The 15349-nt window shown below is 71.0% G+C and carries 15 protein-coding genes; 2 read left to right on the forward strand and 13 right to left on the reverse strand.

What is annotated here, in order from left to right; translation table 11 throughout:
* Window positions 1-3 precede the first annotated feature (3 nt).
* Window positions 4-1365 carry an O-antigen ligase family protein gene (locus AB0I79_RS47895; RefSeq protein WP_357888598.1) on the forward strand — a complete coding sequence of 454 codons (1362 nt, stop codon included), beginning with the start codon at window positions 4-6 and terminating at the stop codon, window positions 1363-1365.
* Here AB0I79_RS47895 and AB0I79_RS47900 read toward each other — a convergent pair.
* Window positions 1314-2222: a hypothetical protein gene (locus tag AB0I79_RS47900; protein ID WP_357888601.1), complete on the reverse strand. Its 909-nt coding sequence runs from the start codon at window positions 2220-2222 to the stop codon at window positions 1314-1316. The two genes, AB0I79_RS47895 and AB0I79_RS47900, sit on opposite strands and share 52 nt — an antisense overlap.
* Window positions 2223-2234: 12 nt before the next feature.
* Window positions 2235-2783 carry a dTDP-4-dehydrorhamnose 3,5-epimerase gene (gene rfbC / locus AB0I79_RS47905; RefSeq protein WP_357888603.1) on the reverse strand — a complete coding sequence of 183 codons (549 nt, stop codon included), beginning with the start codon at window positions 2781-2783 and terminating at the stop codon, window positions 2235-2237.
* A 29-nt stretch (window positions 2784-2812) separates the two neighbouring features.
* Here rfbC and AB0I79_RS47910 point away from each other — a divergent pair, with 29 nt between their 5' ends.
* The gene (locus AB0I79_RS47910; RefSeq protein ID WP_357888606.1) at window positions 2813-3658 is read left to right on the forward strand and encodes a glycosyltransferase family 2 protein; all 846 of its coding nucleotides are present in this window, start codon (window positions 2813-2815) and stop codon (window positions 3656-3658) included.
* Here the strand turns inward: AB0I79_RS47910 and AB0I79_RS47915 are convergent.
* The 11 genes from AB0I79_RS47915 to AB0I79_RS47965 form a co-directional block, all read right to left on the reverse strand.
* Window positions 3631-4833, reverse strand: a complete 1203-nt coding sequence (locus tag AB0I79_RS47915) for a glycosyltransferase family 4 protein (RefSeq protein WP_357888609.1) — start codon at window positions 4831-4833, stop codon at window positions 3631-3633. The two genes, AB0I79_RS47910 and AB0I79_RS47915, sit on opposite strands and share 28 nt — an antisense overlap.
* Complete coding sequence (locus AB0I79_RS47920) at window positions 4823-6130, reverse strand: nucleotide sugar dehydrogenase (RefSeq protein ID WP_357888612.1); 1308 nt, start codon at window positions 6128-6130, stop codon at window positions 4823-4825. Before AB0I79_RS47920 ends, AB0I79_RS47915 begins: the two co-directional genes overlap by 11 nt.
* A 103-nt stretch (window positions 6131-6233) precedes the next feature.
* Window positions 6234-7229, reverse strand: coding sequence for a GNAT family N-acetyltransferase (locus tag AB0I79_RS47925; RefSeq protein WP_357888615.1), 996 nt, complete (start codon window positions 7227-7229; stop codon window positions 6234-6236).
* Complete coding sequence (locus AB0I79_RS47930) at window positions 7226-8128, reverse strand: glycosyltransferase family 2 protein (RefSeq protein ID WP_357888618.1); 903 nt, start codon at window positions 8126-8128, stop codon at window positions 7226-7228. The genes AB0I79_RS47925 and AB0I79_RS47930 overlap by 4 nt, the downstream gene beginning before the upstream one ends.
* Window positions 8128-8787: a polysaccharide deacetylase family protein gene (locus tag AB0I79_RS47935; protein ID WP_357888621.1), complete on the reverse strand. Its 660-nt coding sequence runs from the start codon at window positions 8785-8787 to the stop codon at window positions 8128-8130. The genes AB0I79_RS47930 and AB0I79_RS47935 overlap by 1 nt, the downstream gene beginning before the upstream one ends.
* A gap of 55 nt (window positions 8788-8842) precedes the next feature.
* A complete protein-coding gene (locus AB0I79_RS47940) occupies window positions 8843-9724 on the reverse strand; it encodes an NAD-dependent epimerase/dehydratase family protein (protein ID WP_357888624.1) in 882 nt (293 codons plus the stop codon).
* Between the two features lie 11 nt (window positions 9725-9735).
* On the reverse strand, window positions 9736-10689 hold the full coding sequence (locus tag AB0I79_RS47945; protein WP_357888627.1) for a hypothetical protein: 954 nt from the start codon (window positions 10687-10689) through the stop codon (window positions 9736-9738).
* Window positions 10690-10709: 20 nt separating this feature from the next.
* On the reverse strand, window positions 10710-11756 hold the full coding sequence (locus AB0I79_RS47950) for a 2-oxoacid:ferredoxin oxidoreductase subunit beta (RefSeq protein ID WP_357888630.1): 1047 nt from the start codon (window positions 11754-11756) through the stop codon (window positions 10710-10712).
* Window positions 11749-13593: a 2-oxoacid:acceptor oxidoreductase subunit alpha gene (locus tag AB0I79_RS47955; protein ID WP_357888633.1), complete on the reverse strand. Its 1845-nt coding sequence runs from the start codon at window positions 13591-13593 to the stop codon at window positions 11749-11751. The genes AB0I79_RS47950 and AB0I79_RS47955 overlap by 8 nt, the downstream gene beginning before the upstream one ends.
* A 126-nt stretch (window positions 13594-13719) precedes the next feature.
* Window positions 13720-13809 (reverse strand): putative leader peptide, encoded by a 90-nt coding sequence (locus AB0I79_RS47960; RefSeq protein ID WP_350669203.1) that lies wholly within the window; start codon window positions 13807-13809, stop codon window positions 13720-13722.
* A 33-nt stretch (window positions 13810-13842) separates the two neighbouring features.
* Window positions 13843-15318, reverse strand: coding sequence for a polysaccharide deacetylase family protein (locus AB0I79_RS47965; RefSeq protein WP_357888636.1), 1476 nt, complete (start codon window positions 15316-15318; stop codon window positions 13843-13845).
* Window positions 15319-15349 lie beyond the last annotated feature (31 nt).

Genomic DNA, 15349 nt, shown 5'->3' on the forward strand with positions numbered 1-15349 from the left:
ACGATGGCCGTCGCGGGCGCGCCGCCGCTGCCCGGCCGCGCCGACGGGGCCACGGTCGCCGCGATCTTCGCGGCGGTGCTGCTGATCGTGCCCGCGCGGCTGGTGCTGAAGGGGCTGCCGCTCTCGCTCACCCCGGCCAACGTGGTGAGCCTGGGCGCGGCGCTGCTGTGGTTGTGCGCGCAGTTCACGCTCACGCTGGGCGTGGCCAAGGGGCGCAACCCCGTGCGTACGGCGCTGTTCGCGTACTTCACCTCGATGGTGGCCACCTACGGGTTCTCCACCTGGGGATACATGGACTCCGACGAGCTGAACCTGAGCGATCACGCGTTCGTCCTGGTGATCGCCCTGGTCGGCATCGCGCTGGCGGTCTGCGACGGGGTGCGCGACCGGCGGCGGCTGGACTTCCTGCTGCAGACGCTGGTGGTCGGCGGCGCGGTGATCTCCGTGATCGCGGCCTTCCAGTTCCTGCTCTCCATCGACCTGACCAGGTTCCTGGAGCTGCCGATCCTGCGCTACACCAGCGAGGGTGACTCGTTCGTGCTGGAGCGGGCCGACCTGCGCCGCGTGGCCGCGACCACCGGGCATCCCATCGAGTTCGGCGTCACCTGCGCCATCCTGCTGCCGCTGGCCGCGCACTACGCCGGCCAGGCGCGGCTGCGGGGCGAGCCCGCGCTGCGCTGGTGGGTGTGCACGGCGCTGATCGGGTGCGGCCTGATGTTCTCCGTGTCGCGCTCGGCCATGCTCAGCCTCGCCGTGGTGGGGGCGGTGCTGTTCGCGGGGTGGTCGTGGCGGCGGCGGGGGTACACGCTGCTGATCGCCGCCGCGTTCCTGGTGGTCATCAGGATCACGGTGCCGGGCCTGCTCGGGGCGATCACCGGGCTCTTCTCCAACATCGGCAACGACGAGAGCATCCAGTACCGCACGCACGACTACGCCGTCGCGGGCCAGGAGATCGGCCGGCACTTCTGGCTCGGCCGCGGCCTGGGCACCTGGTACGCCCCCAAGCACCAGATCTTCGACAACCAGTACATCCTGTCGATGGTCGAGACCGGCCTGTTCGGCACCGTCACGTTCGCCGCGATCTTCGCGGTGGCCTGCTACGCCGCGCTGCGGGCCCGGCACCTCAGCACCGACGCCGGAGAGCGCGACCTCGGCCTGACCATCGCCGCCGTCATGCTCGTGCCGCTCGTCGGGTCGTTCACCTTCGACCTGCTGTCCTTCCACACCGTCACCGGCCTGGCGTTCGTCCTGGCCGGCGCGGCGGGCGCGCTGCTGCGCGCGGCCAGGGCCGAGGTGGGCAGGGCCGAGCCGGGTCAGCTCTCTCCCGCGCAGGCCAGCGGGCCGACGATCGAGGTGACCCGATAGTTCTCGTCGATGGTGACCAGCTCGTTGCCGGCCCACTCCGTCCTGGCGCACTCGGAGTCCACCGGCCCGTACACCCACGACTTGTCCACCAGCTTGTTGCCGCGCACCACCTGCTTGCCGCTCGCGTTGCGCACCTGGATGCTGTACGTGCCGCCCATGACGAGGTTGTCGGTCACCACCACGTCCCGCGACTTCCCGTCCACCAGGAAGATCGGCGCGGTGATGTCCTTGGCCTCCCGCTGGTCGACGGTGTTGTGGTGGAACAGCAGGCCCTTGCCGCCGTTGTAGGCCTGGATGCCGTCGGAGTGGTCGCCCGGCCGCGAGCAGAGCTTGACGTAGGAGTCGCGGATCTCCACGTCGTCGCCCGAGACGCGGAAGCCGTCGCTGTGCCCCTGCACCAGCACCCTGGTCGCCTTGTACTTGTCGTGGCCGATCCCGGGCAGCGGCTCGCACTTGCCCGTGGTGCCCACCGTGGAGTCGGTGATCGTGAACCGGAACGACTGCGGCCCGTCGGCGTTGATCACGTCCCCGTCGATCACGCTGTTCCTGACCGTCACGTCGTCGGCGTGGATCAGCAGGTGGCCGGGGACGTGCACGCCGTCGAGCACGGCGCCGGTCCTGCGTACGCGGAAGGCGACGTTCTCCGTGTTGAGCGTGACCTTGGTCAGCGCGGTCCCGCGCAGCGTGCCCGTGCAGGCGGGCGTCGGATGGTCGGGGCAGGAGGAGCCGTCGGGCCGGACGATCGCGGGCGGCGGGGACGACCGGGTCGGCGGCGCAGGCGGCGGATCGGCCGGGGCGGCCTGGCAGGCCACCGGCGTCATCGCCGCCACGAGGAGCAGGAGAGCACGTCCGCGCATTGCCGCCACCTCTCAGGCGCCCAGCCTGGGCAGCAGCTCGGCCCAGGAGCCCGCGTCCAGATCGCGCCGGCTGACCTCCGCCGCCGCGAGCGGCCAGGCTATCGCCAGATCCGGATCGTCGTGGCGCACCGCCAGATCCTCGCTCGGATCGTGCTCCCTGTCGATGCGGTAGCACGTGTCGGCCTGCCCGGTGAGCGCCTGGAAGCCGTGCAGCAGGCCCGGGGGCACGTAGAGCGTGACGAAGTCCTCGTCGTCCAGGCGCACCGCCATGCTGCGGCCGAACGTGGGCGAGTGCGGCCTGGCGTCCACCAGCACGTCGTGCACCGCGCCCCGCGCGCACCGCACCAGCTTGGCCTCGCCCCTGCCGGAGCGCCCGTGCAGGCCGCGGATCACGCCCTTGCGGGACCTGGACTGGCTGTCCTGGATGAACGCGCAGGGGTCCAGGCCCGCGCCGGCGGCCACGGCCGCGTCGAAGGTCCTGGTGAACAGGCCCCGGTTGTCGCGGTGCGGCACCGGGGTGAACAGCAGTACCCCGTCGAGCTCGCCCTGCTCCACTTTCATGTCCCGTCCCTCCTGGAAGGCGTCGTCCGATGAAGCCTGTGGTCAGCGTCGTGATTCCGGCGCACAACGAGGAGGCCGTGGTCCCGGCGGGGCTGGACTTGCTGCTCGCGGGGACCGAGCCGGGGGAGTTCGACGTCGTGGTGGTGGCCAACGGCTGCTCCGACGGCACGGCGACGGCCGCGGCGCGGCCCGGCGTGCGCGTGCTGGAGACGCCGGCCGCGGGCAAGGCCGGCGCGCTGCGCCTGGGCGACGCCGCCTGCCGCGCCTTCCCGCGCGTCTACCTGGACGCCGACGTGCGCCTCGACGCGGACTCCGTACGGGCGCTGGCGCGGGCGGCGGGCCGGCCGGGCGTGCTGGCCTGCGCGCCGGTGCCGGAGTGGGACCTGCGCGGCACCGGGCCGGTGGTCCGCCGGGTGCACCGGGTGCACGACCGGCTCATCGCGCCCACCCGGGCGCTGGCCGGAGTGGGCGTGTACGTGCTCAACGAGCGGGGACACGAGCGGGCCTTCCCGGTGCCCGACGTGATCTCCGACGACGGCTGGGTGGACGGTTGCTTCACCGTCTCCGAACGCGTTGTCGTGACCGGGGCCAGGTCCGTGGTGCGGCCCCCGCGTACGGTCAGGGCCCATCTGCGCAGGCGGATCCGGGTCCGCCAGGGCAACCGGCAACTCGCGGCGCTCGGCAGGCAGGGGCGCCCCCTGCGGCTCGGGGCGCTCGGCCGGCTGCTGGTAGCGCGCGAGGTCGGCCCGCTCGACGCCGCCTGCTACCTGGCCGTGCTCGCGATGGACCGGCTGCTGACCTGGCTCCGCCGCGGCCCGGCCGGCTGGGGCACCGACGCGGGCAGCCGTCACGGCGACCCCACGGCAGCCTCGTAGGCCGCCAGCAGGGCTGTCTTCGAGTGCTCCCAGGACAGCGGGCCCGCCACGCGCTCGCGGCCGATCTCGCCCATCCGCCGCCGCTCGTCCGGGTCGTCCAGCAGCCGGACGATCAGCTTGGCGAACTCAGACTCGTCGTTGGCGGGCGCGTACAGCGCCGCCTCGCCCGCCGAGACGCGGGCCTCGCGTAACTCGAAGGAGACGATGGGCCTGGACATGGCCATGTACTCCATGACCTTGTTCATGGTGGAGACGTCGTTGAGCGGGTTGAGCGGGTCGGGCGACAGGCACACGTCGGCCGTCGAGAGGTAGCGCATCAGGTCCTCGTCCGGGATGCGGCCGGTGAACTCGACGCAGTCGCCCAGGCCCAGCTCCCGCGAGAGCGCCACCATCGCGTCGAACGTGTCGCCGCCGCCGACGAACACGGCGTGCCAGTCCGTCCTGCCGTGCTCCTCCCGCAACTTGGCGAGGCTGCGCAGCGCGTAGTCCACGCCGTCCTGCGGGCCCATCACACCGAGGTAGCACAGCAGGTACGGCTTCCCGCGCCGGACCGACTCGTCGGGCGGCACCTGGTGGAAACGCTCGACCACGGGCGCGCTGCGCACCACGAACACGTCCTCCGGCCGCTTGCCGCCCCTGCTCAGCGCGATCTGCCGGTAACTCTCGTTGGTCGCGATGACGACGTGCGCCGCCCGGTACGTCAGCCGCTCCGCCAGCAGCACCCCCCGGTACAGCGCGTCCCTGCCCCGCCCGAACCGCGACAGGTACAGCTCGGGCACCAGGTCGTGCTGGTCGAAGACGAACCGCGTGCCGCGCCGCCGCATGGCCAGCGCGACCAGGAAGAACAGGTCGGGCGGGTTGCAGCCGTGCACGACGTCGAACCGTCCCAGCCTCCTGGCGAGGCGGAAGGTGTGCCACAGCGCGGAGCCGTACTCCTTGACGAACCCGATCGGCCCGCCGGTGGCCGCGCGCAGCGGGTAGCGGTGGATGTGGACGCCGTCGAGGACGACCTCCGCCTCGGTGTCCTGCTTGGTGCCCTTCGGGCAGATGACGTGCACCTCCCAACCGGCCTGGCGCAGGGCGGTGCTCTCCTGCCAGACCCGCCGGTCGAGCGGTACGGAGAGGTTCTCGACGAGGATGAGCGCTCTACCAGCTCTGCCAGCTCTACCAGCCAATGCCTGTGTAGTCCCTTCTGCCCCGTTGGGTTTCCGCGTCGGGAAGGCGTACGAGGTCGACGATCACGCGGTCGCCCGCGCGGGCCAGCGCCTCCAGCACCGGCGCGTCCTTGGACCCGACCACGCACACCTCGGCGTGCTCCAGCACCTCCTCCACCGAGTCGGCGAGCAGGTCGCCCAGGTGGGGCAGGCGCTCGGCGATGTAGGCCCTGTTGGCGCCGACGAGGCGCGACAGGGACACGTTCGCGTCGTAGATGCGCAGGTCGTAGCCCTTGCCGAGGAGCCGTTCCGCCAGCTCGACCAGCGGGCTCTCGCGCAGGTCGTCGGTGCCGGGCTTGAACGACAGGCCGAAGACGCCGATCCGGCGCCTGCCCGGCGCGGTGACCAGCTCGAAGGCGCGCTGCAGGTGGGCGTCGTTGGCGGGCAGCACGTGCGACAGCAGCGGGACGGACACGTCGGCCTTCCTGGCCGCGTAGACCAGGCCGCGCAGGTCCTTGGGCAGGCAGGAGCCGCCGAAGGCGAAGCCGGGCCGCAGGTAGGCGGGGCTGATGTTGAGCTTGCGGTCGGCCAGGAAGACGTCCATGACGCGGTGCGAGTCGAGGCCCATGGCCTGGCAGATGGCGCCGATCTCGTTGGCGAAGCCGATCTTGACCGCATGAAAGGCGTTGTCCGCATATTTCGTCATTTCGGCTATCGGGATCGGCACCCGGAAGACCTCGCCGGGCAGGCCCTCGTACAGGGCCGCCACCACGCCCCCCGAGACCTCGTCCGACTCGCCGATCACCGTCTTGGGCGGCGCGAAGAAGTCGCGCACGCTGGTGCCCTCGCGCAGGAACTCCGGGTTGACCGCCACCCCGAAATCCACCCCCGCCCGCATGCCCGACGACAGCTCCAGGATCGGCACCAGCAGCTCGGCGCAGGTGCCGGGCAACATCGTGCTGCGGAAGACCACCACGTGCCCGGGCCGCAGCGCCCGGCCGATCTGCTCGGCCACCCGCTCCAGGTACGTCGTGGACAGGCTGCCGTTCGGCGCCGACGGGGTGCCCACGCAGACCAGCGACACCTCGCTGCCCGCGACCGCCTCGGCCGCGTCGGTGGTGGCCCGCAACAGGCCGTCGGCGGTCGTCTTGGCGATCAGCTCGCCGATGCGCTCCTCGACGATCGTCGCCTGCCCGTGGTTGATCAGATCGACCTTGTCCGGATTCACGTCCACCCCGGTCACCTGATGTCCCATGGAGGCCAGGCAGGCCGCCGAGACGCACCCCACGTAACCGAGCCCGAAGACACTGATCCGCATGAGCTGCCCTCCGTGTTGGACCGTCTACCGTGGACCGTCTTTGGAGGGCAGCGCGTGATTCCCCCCGCCTCCAAGGGATATGTCGGGCATGCGTATTGGAACGTTACCGACTTCTCGGTAAACGTCCGTTTCTTGCCATCGCCCTGGCCCGGGCGACGGCCGTCACCGCGGCGCGGCGCAGCGGGTTGCGGGTCACGATCCCCTGGCACACCACGCTCTCGCCGGTCCTGGCGCGCCGCTTGTACTCGTCCTCGCCCCGGCCCAGATCGATCCTGGTGACCCCGAGCGCCGGAGAGGCGGCGACCAGCTCGCGCAGCAGGATCCAGCCGGGCGACAGCTTCGCCAGCTCCGGGTCGTAGACCGGGAACCACCAGTGCAGCACCCCGCCGGACCGCAGCCCGAAGTGCGCCGCCAGCAGCCGCGAGCCGGCGTGCACGGTGGACAGCACGCCGCCGAAGCCCGGGTCGCGGGTCTTGAGCAGGCTCTCCAGCAGCCGGACGCGCCCCGGCTCGGCGAAGTAGTCCTGCGCGCCGGTCGCGGCGTACTGGGCGCGCTTGAGCTCGATCACCCGCGCCAGCGCCTCCGCGTCGGTCGAGTCGGCCTCGAACCGCACCTCGCCGAGCTCCCGCCCGGCCTTGGCGGCCCGCCGCCTGGCCTGCCCCATGTTGTCCTTGCCGCTCTTGGAGGCCCGGCCCAGATAGCCGTCCAGCCCGCCGGTGACGTCCAGGTACGGCGACGGCCTGCGCGTGACCACCCACCGCTCGAACCCGGGCGCCTGCTCGACCAGATGGTCGAACACGTAGCCGCTCGCGCCGTTCCCCAGCAGGTCCAGCGGCTGGAACGGGGCGCCCGCGGCCAGGATCGGCCCCTGGAAGTCCGCGCCGGGCCAGCCGACCGGCCGCAGCAGCCGCCCGTCCCTGTGGTGCGGCACGAACACGCCGTCGCCCACCGCCACGTGCACGGTCCGGCCGCCGGCGTGCACGGCCGCCGAGAAGCCGGGATGGAAGTACGGGCTGTCCAGCGCCGGATTGCCGGCCCGCACCTCCTCCCAGGTGTCCAGCTCGCCCATGGTGAGCGCGTCGAAGCTCTTGACGTTCATCGGGGGAGCACCGTGACCCGCCGGGAGGGCCGCAGCAGCGCCGCCACGCTGGCCCTGGACGTACGCCGGCCCGCCAGCGCCCGCACGGCCTCACCGGCCAGCACCGCCAGGAAGTACGCCGTCCCCGGCACCGGCCCGTGCCGCCGCCGGTACAGACGGACCTTGTTCACGACGAGCATGGAGGCCAGCATCGGATTCACCGCCGAGTCGCCGCCGATGTGCTCGATCACCGACGCGGGCTCGTACCAGGTGGCGTAGCCCAGGTCGGCGGCCCGCAGGCAGTAGTCCGTCTCCTCGCTGTAGAGCAGGAACGACTCGTCCCACGGCCCCACCTCGCGGATGACCTGGGGCGAGAGCAGCATGGCCGCCCCCGTCGCCCAGGCGAACGCGCCCGGCTCCGCGTAGTCGCGCGGATCGGTCACCAGCTCGCCCAGCTTCCCGATCCGCCCGGCCAGCCCGCCACCGACCACGGCCTCGGCCAGCGCCCGGCCCACGGTCGGCATCCGGCGCAGCGACGGTTGCAGGGTGCCGTCGGGATTGACCATGTACGGCACCGCGATGCCCCTGCCCGGCTCCCGCAGGCAGTCCAGCAGCGGCGCGATCGCCCCGGGCCGCAGGCGGCAGTCCGGGTTGAGCACGTAGACGCCGTCGAGGCGGTCCAGATCGAGCGCGGCGATCCCGGCGTTGATCGCCGCCGCGTACCCGGCGTTCCTGCCCACCCGCACCACGGTGACTCCGGCCTTCTCCGCGATGGCGGCGGAGTCGTCCTTGGAGGCGTTGTCGGCCACCACGACCTCGGCCAGCTCCACGCCCTCCGCCCCCCGGGGCAGCGAGTCCAGGCAGCCCGGCAGCACGTCGGCGCTGTTGTAGGTGACGATGACGACCGCGGCCCTGCGCATCAACGCACCCGCTTGTACAGCCGCATGCCCAGCTTGCCCGCCCGGCGGCCGAGCGAGGGCCCGTCCAGCACCCGGCCGATCCAGGAGGCGTCGAGGTCGTGCCTGAGGCTGTTGCGCGCCTGCAACCAGGAGCCGGGCCTGGCCTTGCCGCCGTCGCTGGTGTAGGCCCTGGTCACGCCGGCGTGGCGTAACCGGCGCAGCACGCGCCTGTCGTACGAGCCGAACGGGATCGCCACCCGCGACACCGGCGCGCCGGTCAGCTCGCCGAGCACCTCATGGGCCCGCTCCAGCTCCTCGGCGGCCTGGCCCGCGCTGATCGTCCGCCAGTCGCGGTGCGCCCAGCCGTGCGAGCCGACGCGCATGCCCTTGCCGACCAGCTCGCGCACACCGTCGGCGTCCAGCCTGCCCGGCTCGCCGAGCAGCCCGGCCAGCACGAAGAACTCCGCCTTCAGCCCGCGCTCCAGCAGCCGGGGGAGTGCGATCTCCACGTCGGAGGCGTTGCCGTCGTCGAAGGTGAGGCGTACGTCCGGCCGGCCGGCCACCGCGTCCACCACCCGCTCGAACTGCTCGACCGACACCCACGTCGTGTCCTCGCCCCGATCCAGCTCCCGGGTCGTCTCTCCGATGCCGTGCACGGTCAGATTCGTCACCGCACGCATCCCGCCCCCTGATCAGAGTGCCGCCAGGAGTGTTATCGCCGTCCCGGATGGACCGTTACACGCGCTTTGAATGCCATTCGACGGTTTTTGTGAGCCCCTCGGTCAGAGAGGTGACGGGCCGCCAGCCCAGGACCCGCGCGGCCGGCTCGATGTCCGAGCGCTGCGTGCGGTCCAGCGGCCTGGCCGCCACCGCCCCGTACACCGGACGGGCGGGGCCCCCGACGATCTCGGCGATCAGGTCCGCGGTGTGGCGGATGGAGACGGGCTCGGGGGTGCCGATGTCCAGGACGTGCCCGGCCGCATCCCCGCTCGCCCCCGCCCTGACGAACGCGTCCACGACGTCCTCGACGTACACCCAGGTGACGAGCCTGGTGCCGGAGGTCAGCTCGGGCGACTCGCCGCGCAGCAGGGCCGCCGTCACGTACGGCACCAGCCTGCGCAGGTTCGGCTCGCCGGGCCCGTACACCATGGCCACGCGCAGCACGGAAACCGGGACCTGCCACAGGGCGTGGTACATGCGGGCGTAGCCGGTCGCGGCCGCCTTGGCCGCCGCGTACGGCGAGCCGGGGGCCGCGCCGTCGCGTGGCTCCTCCACCGAACCTGCCAGCACCACGCTGCGCACGCCGGTGCCGGTCACCGCCGTCAGCAGGTTCACCGCGGCGCCCAGGTTGGCGGCCAGGGTCGGGGCCACGACCGCCGGCTCGCGGACCCCGGTGACCTCGCTGGCCAGGTGGAAGACCACCTCGGGGCGGACCCGCCCGACCAGCTCGGCGGTGGCGGCGGCGTCGCTCAGGTCCACCTGGTGCCACCGGTCCCGGGCCGTGCTCCCGCGGCTGACCGCGTGCACCTGCGCGCCCAGGTCGTCGAGGCGCCGGACGAGATGAGCTCCGATGAAACCGGTCGCGCCCGTCACCAGGGCCCGCGTCCCCTGCCACATACGGCCTGCCTTCAGTCGTGTTGTTCGGGTGCCGGTATGGGATCGCCGGTGTCGTGCCAGACGTTTCCCTCCGTCGCCCTGAGCTGCGACCGGGTGCTCAGCAGGATCGGGCAGTCGTGCGCCGAGTTGCGCCCGAACCGGTTGCCCGTCACGCGCTGGCCGGTCAGCGGGCGGCCCAGCGGCGTGTGGTCGATGTTGACGACGCAGCCGCCGCCGTCGAGATAGTTGCCCTCCACGCGCAGCTCGTCGGCCGAGGACTGCACGGCCGCGTTCGGGTCCGTCGTGGTGGACAGGTCGATCGTGTTGTGCCGCAGCGTGACGCCGGTCTGGTCGGCGAAGGCCTGCACGCCGTCGTTGTGCGTGGGCTCCCCGCCCTGGTCGGGGTCGCTGGCGAACCAGCTCAGATCGTGGATCCAGGAGTCCTGCACGAGGGTGCCGGTGTGGGCCTTGACCCCGTCCACGGTGCCGCGGAACTCCGAGCGGTAGATCTTCGTGTGCGCGGCCCAGATGCCGTCGATCGAGGCGGACGGGTGGGTGGGATGGAACTCGGAGTCCTCCACCACGGTGCCGCGGGCGTGCTCGGTGTCGAGCAGCGGGCGTACGTCCTGGGTGGGGCCGCCGCGGAAGACGCACTTCCTGAAGGTCACGTTCCTGGCGGTCACCACGACGAAGCCGTAGAAGACCCTGCCCTCGACGACCTCGCCGTCCTCGGCGAAGGTCTGGTCGCCGACGACCTCGGTGAGCGGGGTGCCGGGCGGCACGCCGGTCGTGTCAGCGCCGGGAAAGCCCGCGGGGACCTGTACGGAAGGGGCGCTCGCCTGTACGGAAGGCGTGCTCGCTTGCTCGGAAGGCGCGATGGCCGATTCGGCCGCCTGCCGGCTCGGGGTGCCGAGCTGCTGCGCGGCGGCCACGACCAGTGCCAGGGCGGCGACCGCGGCTATGACATACCACCACGTCTTCGCCACCCCGGCATAGTCGCGAAAAATCAGCCGATACGCCAGGTGTCGCCACCCAGCAGCAGCTCGCTCAGGTCGCCGGGGCCCTTCTGCGCCACGGACTCCTCCAGCTGCTCGGACATCAGCGACTCGTACGAGGGCCGGTCCACGCTGCGGAAGATGCCGATCGGCACGTGCTCGAAGGCCGGCTCGTCGAGCCTGCTGAGCGCGAACGCCACCGACGGGTCGGGGTTGTGCGCGTCGTGCACGAGGATCTCGCCCTCGCTCACGCTGTCGCGGGCCACGACCTCGACGCCGCCGTTCGCGCCGCGCACGACGGCCTTCGAGGCGCTCACGATCGGCTGCCCGTGCTCCAGGCGCAGCGTGATGTCGTCGCGGACCTCGGGGTCCTTGAGCTGCTCGAAGGCGTTGTCGTTGAAGATGTTGCAGTTCTGGTAGATCTCGACCAGCGACGTGCCGCGGTGCGCGGTGGCCTCGCGCAGCACCGACTGCAGGTGCTTGCGGTCGGAGTCGATGGTCCTGGCCACGAACGACGCCTCGGCGCCGATGGCCAGCGAGATCGGGTTGAACGGCTTGTCCAGCGAGCCCATCGGCGTCGACTTGGTGATCTTGCCGACCTCGGAGGTGGGCGAGTACTGGCCCTTCGTCAGACCGTAGATCCGGTTGTTGAACAGCAGGATGTTCAGGTTGACGTTGCGGCGCAGCGCGTGGATCAGGTGGTTGCCGCCGATCGACAGCGCGTCACCGTCACCGGTGATCACCCACACGCTCAGGTCGGGCCTGCTCGCCGCCAGCCCGGTGGCGATCGCCGGCGCCCGGCCGTGGATGGAGTGGAAACCGTAGGTGTTCAGGTAGTACGGGAACCGCGAGGAGCACCCGATGCCGGAGACGAACACGATGTTCTCGCGCTTGAGTCCCAGCTCGGGCAGGAAGCTCTGCACCGCGGCCAGGATCGCGTAGTCACCGCAACCCGGGCACCAGCGCACCTCCTGGTCGGACTTGAAGTCCTTCAGGCCCTGCTTCACGTCGGTCTTCGGGACGAGCGACAGGCCCTTCCCATTGACGAGCTCAGTCACTGTCGATCACGTCCTGGATGACTCCGGCCAGCTCCTCGGCCTTGAACGGGAGCCCGCGCACACGGTTGTAGCTGATCACGTCCACGAGGTACCTGGCCCGCAGCAGCAGCGCGAGCTGGCCGAGGTTGATCTCGGGCAGCAGCACCTTGTCGTAGCGCTTGAGCACCTCGCCGGTGTTGGCGGGCAGCGGGTTGAGGTGGCGCAGGTGAGCCTGGGCGACCTTGCCGCCCGCGCGCCTGATGCGCCGCGCGGCGGCGGCGATCGGCCCGTACGTCGAGCCCCACCCGAGCACGAGCACCTTCGCGTCGCCGTCGGGGTCGTCCACCACGAGGTCGGGGACGTCGATCCCGGCGATCTTGGCGGCCCGCGTGCGGACCATCAGGTCGTGGTTGTTCGGGTCGTAGGAGATGTTGCCGGTGCCGTCGGCCTTCTCGATGCCGCCGATGCGGTGCTCGAGCCCGGGCGTGCCGGGGATGGCCCACGGGCGGGCAAGGGTCTCGGTGTCACGCTGGTAGGGCAGGAAGTCGCCGTCGGCGCCGTTCGGCTCGGCCGTGAACTCCTGCGAAATGTCGGGCAAGTCGGAAACATCGGGCAGGCGCCAGGGCTCCGAGCCGTTGGCCAGGTAACCGTCCGAGAGCAGCATGACCGGCGTGCGGTACTTGACCGCGATCCTGGCCGCCTCCACCGCCGCGTCGAAGCAGTCGCTCGGCGACATCGGCGCCACGATCGGCACCGGCGACTCGCCGTTGCGCCCGAACATGGCCATCAACAGGTCCGTCTGCTCGGTCTTGGTCGGCATGCCCGTGCTCGGCCCGGCCCGCTGCACGTCCACGACGATCAACGGCAGCTCGGTCATGACCGCCAGGCCGACCGTCTCACCCTTCAGCACCACACCCGGACCGCTCGTCGTCGTCACACCCAGCGCGCCGCCGAACGCGGCCCCGAGCGCCGCCCCGACGCCGGCGATCTCGTCCTCCGCCTGGAACGTGCGAATTCCGAACCGCTTGTGCTTCGACAGCTCGTGCAGGATGTCGCTGGCCGGCGTGATCGGGTACGACCCCAGGAACAGCGGCAGCTTCGACTGCACGCTCGCGGCGATCAAACCGTAGGCCAGCGCCTGGTTACCGGAGATGTTGCGGTAGACGCCCGGTGCCAGCTGCGCGGGCTTGACCTCGTACGAGACCGAGAACGACTCGGTCGTCTCGCCGTAGTTCCAGCCTGCCTGGAAGGCCGCGATGTTCGCCTTGGCGAGATCGGGCTTCTTGGCGAACTTCTGCTCCAGGAACTTGATCGTCTGCTCGGTCGGCCGGTGGTAGAGCCACGACAGCAGGCCGAGGGCGAACATGTTCTTCGACCGCTCGGCGTCCTTCTTGGACAGGTCGAAGCCCTCGAGAGCCTTGACGGTGAGCGAGGTCAGCGGCACCGCGTGCACGCGCCACTCGCTGAGCGAGTCGTCCTCCAGCGGGTTGGCGTCGTAGCCGACCTTCTGCAGGTTGCGCTTGGTGAACTCGTCGGTGTTCGCGATGATGTCCGCGCCCCTGGGCAGGTCGCCCAGGTTGGCCTTGAGCGCGGCGGGGTTCATGGCCACGAGCACGTTCGGCGCGTCACCGGGCGTGAGGATGTCGTGGTCGGCGAAGTGCAACTGGAAACTCGACACGCCGGGCAGGGTGCCTGCGGGCGCGCGGATCTCCGCTGGGAAGTTGGGGAGCGTCGACAGGTCGTTGCCGAACTCCGCTGTGCCGGCGGTGAAACGGTCGCCGGTCAGCTGCATGCCGTCGCCGGAGTCCCCAGCGAATCTGATGATCACGCGGTCGAGTTGCTGGACCTGCTTCGTCACAGCTCAGTCCTCCTCGACGCGCCGATGCGCGGTTGCTTCGGGCGCGTTCTCTGTTTCCATGCTAGATCCTCGGAAGGTCACGCGTTTGCATGCCGCGCAAAGCGGGTAAACGCGATCGGAGTTCAGTCAGGGTGAGGTGCGAGAACGACGACACAGTCCGGACGCGAGCCTGCAGAGGTCTACATGCAGGCGGGCGAACAGGACGGTTCGGGTCACGAGCGCCAACTATACGTCCCCCCAACACGTGCGCTACGTCAGGGGCTGCTTACCCGGCAGCTCGTTCCCTGACCTGTACAGGCGTCCGGCCTGCATCCCCGCAGAGCCGTACAACTCAGGAACGGTCACCAAGCTGTAACCCTTCCCGCGCAACCTTTTGAGGATGTCCGGAACCGCATCCACGGTTTCCCGATGAATGTCGTGCATGAGAATGATCGCACCTGGATGCGCTTCGCGCACGGTCCGGTCCGCGATGTCTTTCGCCTTGTCCCCGTCCTGATCCTTCGCGTCCACGTCCCAGGTGACCAGGGCCAACCCCATCTCGCGGGCGACGTTGCCCACCTGCTGGCTCACCGCCCCGTACGGCGGCCGCACCAGCTTCGGCGTCTGACCGATGATCGCCGACACCGCGTCCCCGGTCTTGGCGATGGTTTCAGTGATTTTGCTACTGCCCTGTTTCGACAGGTCCCTATGGGCCCAGGTGTGGTTCCCGACGAGGTGACCCTCCACGCTCATCCGCCGCAGCAGCGCCGGCTGCGCCGTCGCGTTGCTGCCCACGGTGAAGAACGTGGCCCGCGCCCGCCCCTCCTTGAGGAGGTCGAGCAGCCTTCCCGTGTACGGCCCCGGCCCGTCGTCGAACGTCAGCGCCACGCACTTGACCTTCGCGCAGTCCACGCTCCCGGCCCGGTTGCTGACGGCGTCGGGGCTGTGCGCGGGGGCGAAGTCGGGGCTGTCCACGCTGCCGGTGCGTGTCTCCCGCGCGCTCTCCTGCGCCTGCCGTCCCAGCCTCGACAGCAACGGCGCCACCTGCTCGGCGGGCACCGCCACGGCCACCCGGCCCAGCGAGCACGGCCCGATCTGGCAGTCGTCGAACTCGACGACGAGGTCCCCGCGGCGGTTGAACGCCATCGAGTCGAACTCGTCGCCCGCTGCCGTCACGCTGTCGTGCTCGACGTGGTTGCCGCGCTCCTTGAGCTGCTCCCTGACCAGCGCCGCCAGCCGGACCAGCGCGGGGTGCCCCTCCAGCAGCCCGGTGGAGCCGGCCGCTTCGCGGGTGCGGGGGTCGAACCAGAACGTACGCGTGGAGTTGGCCCAGCTCTCGCCCTGGAACTCGCCGGTGCGCAGCCGCACCGCGACGGCCTCGGGAGAGGCGGCGGCCAGCTGCCAGTCCACGTTCAGCTCGGGGCGCGGGCTCACCGGCTCGATCCCGCGGTTCCTGGCCCTGAAGTCACGCAACTGGCGCTCGGCCTGGGCGCGCAGCTCGCGGTTGAGCGCGGTGGCGCCGGCGAACTCCGGGTAGTCGATGTGCACGTACCTGCTGCCGGGGGAGTCGCCCTCGGTCAGGGTCCTGGTGGATAGGCCGATGACGGTCGCGGGGTCGACGAAGTCGATCGCCGTCGGCTCTGCCGGAACCACCACGTCTCTCCCGGGGGAGGCGGCGGCCAGAGCGCACCCTGAGGCCGAGAGGGCCAGCAGAGCGATTCCGGAGAAGAATCGCGATTTGTGCATGCCTGTCAGGGTATGGCTCCGATCTTACGAT

This window comes from Nonomuraea sp. NPDC050202 (assembly GCF_040656115.1).
In the GTDB taxonomy this organism is placed as follows: domain Bacteria; phylum Actinomycetota; class Actinomycetes; order Streptosporangiales; family Streptosporangiaceae; genus Nonomuraea.